We start from the raw sequence: 4998 nt of genomic DNA, 5'->3' as shown, positions 1-4998 counted from the left end.
CCCTCCTGGAAGGTGAAGTTCTGCGCGTTGACCGGCGGGCTGTCGAAGGTGACGAGCGCGATATGGTCCGCGATCTCCACGCGCATCTTGGTCAGCTCATACATCGACGCCGCTCTCCCCAAATCATGTCCAGCACGGGCTGGCGCTCGATCGTGCGCCTCACAGCCGCCGCCATTTCAATGCTCAAATCCTAAAAGCCCGGCACATATAGCACTAGTGACATGCGCCGTATTTCAGCTATGCCCTTACAAGCATATCCTATGGAACCGTCATGCCACCATCGACCGGCAGGGCGACCCCCGTCAGATAGGACGCGTTGTCGCTGAGCAGGAACAACGCCGCTTCGGCCTGTTCACTCGGGTCGGAAAAGCGGCCGATCGGGTGCGCCGCGAGCACGCGGGCGTTGACATCGGGATCGGCGACCCAGCGGTCGAACATCGCGCTGCGCGTCGCGCCGGGGCAGATCGCGTTCACCCGGATATTCTGCTGCGCATATTCCAGCGCGGCGACCTTGGTCAGGCCGATCACCCCGAACTTCGACGCCTGATAGGCCGACAGGCCGGGTGTGGCGACCAGCCCGCCCACCGACGAGGTGTTGACGATCGCGCCGCCGCCCGACGCCAGCATCGCCGGTATCTGATATTTGAGCCCCAGGAACACGCCCTTCAGGTTGATCTCGATCACCCGGTCCCATTCGCCCTCGTCGAGTTCGACGATCGTCTGGCCGAACTGTTCGGTGCCGGCGTTGTTGAAGGCCAGATCGAGCCTGCCGAATGCGTCCACCGTGGCGTCGACGAGGTTCTGGTGATCCTTCGCGATCGAAACGTCGGTCCGCACGAACATCGCCTTGCCGCCATCGGCGACGATCTGCTCGGCGACCGCGCGGCCCTCATCCTCACGCCGGGCCGCGACGACGACCGATGCGCCTTCCTGTGCGAACAGCCGCGCCGCGGCCCGGCCAATACCCGCATTGCCGCCCGTGATGATCGCAACCTTGTCCTGCAATCTGCCCATTTCACTTATCTCCGCGCATGAACTTTGGCTTCCGGAGCAGCCCCCCAAGCGGATGGGGCCTCGAACAAAAAGGTGGCGCCGAAGCGCCACCCAGGGGTCCGGCCGGCCTGATCATCAGCCCGGCCTTCACCATTCGGTCTTCCGTCAGCGATCAGAACCTCGCCTGGAACTCGACGAAGAAGGAACGGGGCTCGGCCCATCCCTGGTAGAAGACCGAGGGGAGACTGTAGCTGCGATAGGCCTTGTTGGTCAGGTTCTTGCCCGACACGATCAGCTTGTAGCCGTTCCAGCTGTAGGAGATCGACCCGTCCAGCGTCCCGTAGGACGACTGATAGTCATATTTGCCCAACAGCGTGCCGGTGCTCACCACATAGCGGCTCTGCCACTTGTAACCGACGTTGAGCCCCGCCTCGCCCGGCCCCACCGGCGCGACATAGTCCGCCCGGATGCCATAGGTGTATTTCGGCGCGCGTTCGAGCGGATCGCCGGTGATATCGGCGGTCGATCCCGGCGTTCCCGCCTGGCCGCCCGGCCCGATGCCGAACAGTGCGCCGGGGATGCGGCCGTCGGTCACCTTCGCGTCGAGGTAGGAGAATTGCCCCTGCAGCGACAGTCCGTCGATCGCCCGCGGCCGCAACGTGGCCTCGGCCTCGATACCCTTGTTCCTGATCTTCGGGACGTTGATCACATAGGTGTTGCTGCCCGGCCCATAGTTCGGCGCGACCACGAACGACACGATCTGGTGGTCCTTCAGCACGCCGGAAAAGGCGGCGAGATTGAGGGTCAGCTGACGATCCAGCAGGACGCCTTTATAGCCGATCTCATAGCTGACATTCGTCTCGGGCTCGAAGGTCGAATAATTGGCGCCGGGCGAATAGTTGTTCTGCGACGGGTCCTGCTCGGACAGCGAACCGCGGGGCGAAAAGCCGCCCGAACGGAAGCCTTCGGAACGGCTCACATAGAAGACGTTGTTGGGCGTCACCTTATAGGTCGCCGACAGCCGCGTGAGCAGTGCGTTCCAAGACTTGCTGCCGCCGAACGCCACCAGCGTGGTGTCGACCGGCCCCGTCGCGTTATAGATCGTCGCGAAGCGGTTCTGGAAGTCCTTCTTCTCGTGGAGATAGCGGGCGCCCATCGACACCTGCACCTGGTCGGTCACATCGGCGTCGATGTTCGCGAAGCCCGAGATGCTCTCATTCTTCTCGGTCGAGAACTGGCCGGTCTGATATTGATTCACCGGAACGCCGGGGATCAGATTCGCGGTCAGCTGCGTCGCCTTGTTCTCACTCTTGGCGTAGTAGGTGCCGACCATGAGCTTCGCCGGGCCGAAGTCGTTGGTCAGGCGGGCTTCCTGCGAAAACTGCCAGTAATCCTGCGGACGGTTGAAGTGCAGCACCGGCAGGAAGGGGTTGGCGAGGATGGGGCAGCCAAGGCCCTGAAGATCGCTGCCGCAGCTCGAGTCGCCGTCATGGACGAAGCGGTCCTTCTGGTCGAGATAGGCGGTGATCGACGCAAGGTCGCCGATCGGCGTCTTCCAGTCGAGCTGCAGGCTGTAGCGGTGCTGCGTCATCTTGAACGAGGTCGGGAAGTCGGTCGCGACCTGATATTTGGTCAGCGGCTGGGTCACCCCCGGAATATAGGGGACGCCGATCTCATTGAAGGTCAGCCCGATGCCGCCGAGCAACTGCCCCGCCAGGACGCTGCCGAACTGATTGGGGGTGCCGTCACCATTTTGGCGCACATAATCGGCGGTCGCCAGGATGTTGAGATCGGGGGTCGCTTCCCAGCTGAGGGCCAGCGTGCCGGTGGTCATCTTGTCGCCGCCGACATGATCGTCGCCGGTATAGACATTTTCCAGATAGCCGTGGTTGCGGCGATGCGACGCGCCGATCTTGATCCCGGCATTGTCGCCCAGCGGCGCATTGGCGATCGCCTTGCCGACGATCTGGCCGAAGCTGCCCGCGCCGACCGAAGCGCGCAGGCCCCATTCCTTGGTCGGGCGCGAGCGGCGGACGCTCACCGAGCCGCCAATGGTGTTGCGGCCCTGGAAGATGCCCTGCGGGCCGCGGTTGATTTCGACCTGATCGATATCGAAGGCGTCGATCAGCTGGCCGGTATTGGGCCCGATCACGACATCGTCAATCAGCAGCCCCACCGACGGGGCCTGCCCCTTCTCGATATCCGAATAGCCCAGGCCGCGGATGAAGATCGCGGCAGCGCTCGCGCCGCCACCCGACGGGCCGATGTTCACATTCGGCGCGGCGGTGGTCAGGTCCTGCAGCGTGCGGGGCTGGGTCGCCTCGAGCTGGGCCTCGGTGATCGCGGTCACCGCGACGGGCACGTCCTGCAGGCGCTCGGCGGAGCGGCGGGCCGTCACGACGATGTCCTCGGGCGCAGCACCGCGCGCGTCATCCTCGGAAGCCTGCCCTGCCGACGCGACATGGGCGCCGCTGTCCTGCGCATAGGCGGTGGTGGCGAGCCCGGCGAGGACATAGGCCCCGATGGCGCAGATGACCGGACGTGTCTGGCGTAGCGATTTCATCACAAACCCTCCCTGACTTTAGTTTTTCGCCTTCGATTTGCTGAAGGACTTTCTGGGTCGGCGAGGAGGTAGGTTAAAAGGCGCCATGCCGGAACTAGCAGAGAAGATATTTCAGATATGCGCCGGTCCGCATATCAGTCCAAAAGCCGGACGCTATTTCGGGAGGGCTTCCCGAACGACCGTCTGGATGAAGCCAAACATCTCGCGCGCGGCGGCGCTCAGCGGCCGGTGCAGCGCCTGGCTCGCGACGATGATGCGGACCAGCGGCGGGTCGACGATCCGCACCGCCTTGAGGCGACCGTCCTGGATAGCCTGCTCGACCTCGAAGCGCGGGAGGATCGTGTAATGGTCCTTCTGTCCAGCAACCAATGTCTGAAGATGGATCGACGCGGGTTCGATGACGACGTTGATGTCGACGCCTTGGCGGCTGGAGACCACGTCGAGGATATTGCGGGTCGTGTTCGGGCGGGGCGGCAGGGCGAAGGACAGCCCATCCAGGCGCTTGAACGATATCGTAGGCGCATCGAGCAGGGGATCGTCCGCGCGTCCGACGAGGCAGGAGTCGACCGTCGCCAGCGGCGTTTCAAGCTGCTGGGGCCGCCCGTAGCGATAGAAGATCGAGATGTCGAAGCGGCCCTCGGCGTGCCACTCCTCGATCTGCCCCGAATTGCCTTCGACGATCTCCACGCTGACGTCCGACGGACGCTGGCGAAGCCCCTCCAGAAAGGGCGGGACGATCAGCGCGGCGATCGAGGACAAGGTGGCGATGCGGACGACGCCGCCGGGCGAACTGGTGGTGCCGGAAATCTGGGCAGCGAGCAGGTCCGCCTGCTCGAGAAGTTCGCGCGCCTTCGGCAGGGCGCGCTCGCCCATTTCGGTCAGCATCACGCCGCGGCCGGTCCGGTGGAACAGCTGCCCGCCCCACGCGCTTTCGACGGCCGCGATCCGGCGGCTGATCACCGGCTGCGTCGTCTGGAGCATCTGTGCGGTTTTCGAAAGACTTCCGCTTTCGGCAACACGAACGAACAATCGCATGCCGGCGAGGTCGCGGCTATCTTCGGTCATTATGGCGATCCCTCATGTCCCAAGGAGCATAGCTGAAATACGGCATATGTTACTAGTGCTATGAGTACCCCAATCCTAAGATTTGCCGGAAAGCATCAGTGGCCGCGGAGAGCAAGCCGCTGCGGCTGGATGCGAGAGACGGATTTGTGGAGAGCGGCGTCGATGTATGAGCTGACCAAGATGCGCGTGGAGATCGCGGACCATATCGCGCTCGTCACCTTCGACAGCCCGCCGGTCAACGCGCAGGCCGCTGCGGCTGGATGCGAGAGACGGATTTGTGGAGAGCGGCGTCGATGTATGAGCTGACCAAGATGCGCGTGGAGATCGCGGACCATATCGCGCTCGTCACCTTCGACAGCCCGCCGGTCAACGCGCAG

At 63.8% G+C, this 4998-nt stretch carries 3 protein-coding genes; all 3 read right to left on the bottom strand.

All coding sequences use genetic code 11. The features are described from left to right. Window positions 1-258 precede the first annotated feature (258 nt). Window positions 259-1014: an SDR family oxidoreductase gene (locus ASE00_RS09945; protein ID WP_056379819.1), complete on the bottom strand. Its 756-nt coding sequence runs from the start codon at window positions 1012-1014 to the stop codon at window positions 259-261. A 151-nt stretch (window positions 1015-1165) separates the two neighbouring features. Next, the gene (locus tag ASE00_RS09940; RefSeq protein WP_056379817.1) at window positions 1166-3556 is read right to left on the bottom strand and encodes a TonB-dependent receptor; all 2391 of its coding nucleotides are present in this window, start codon (window positions 3554-3556) and stop codon (window positions 1166-1168) included. Window positions 3557-3709: 153 nt separating this feature from the next. Then, entirely contained in the window at window positions 3710-4621 is a 912-nt protein-coding gene (locus ASE00_RS09935; RefSeq protein WP_056379814.1) for a LysR family transcriptional regulator, read from the bottom strand. Window positions 4622-4998: the final 377 nt, after the last annotated feature.

This window comes from Sphingomonas sp. Root710 (assembly GCF_001429065.1).
Classification (GTDB): domain Bacteria; phylum Pseudomonadota; class Alphaproteobacteria; order Sphingomonadales; family Sphingomonadaceae; genus Rhizorhabdus.
The sequence above is the reverse complement of the archived record's forward strand: the minus strand, read 5'-3'. Positions and strand labels throughout refer to the sequence as shown.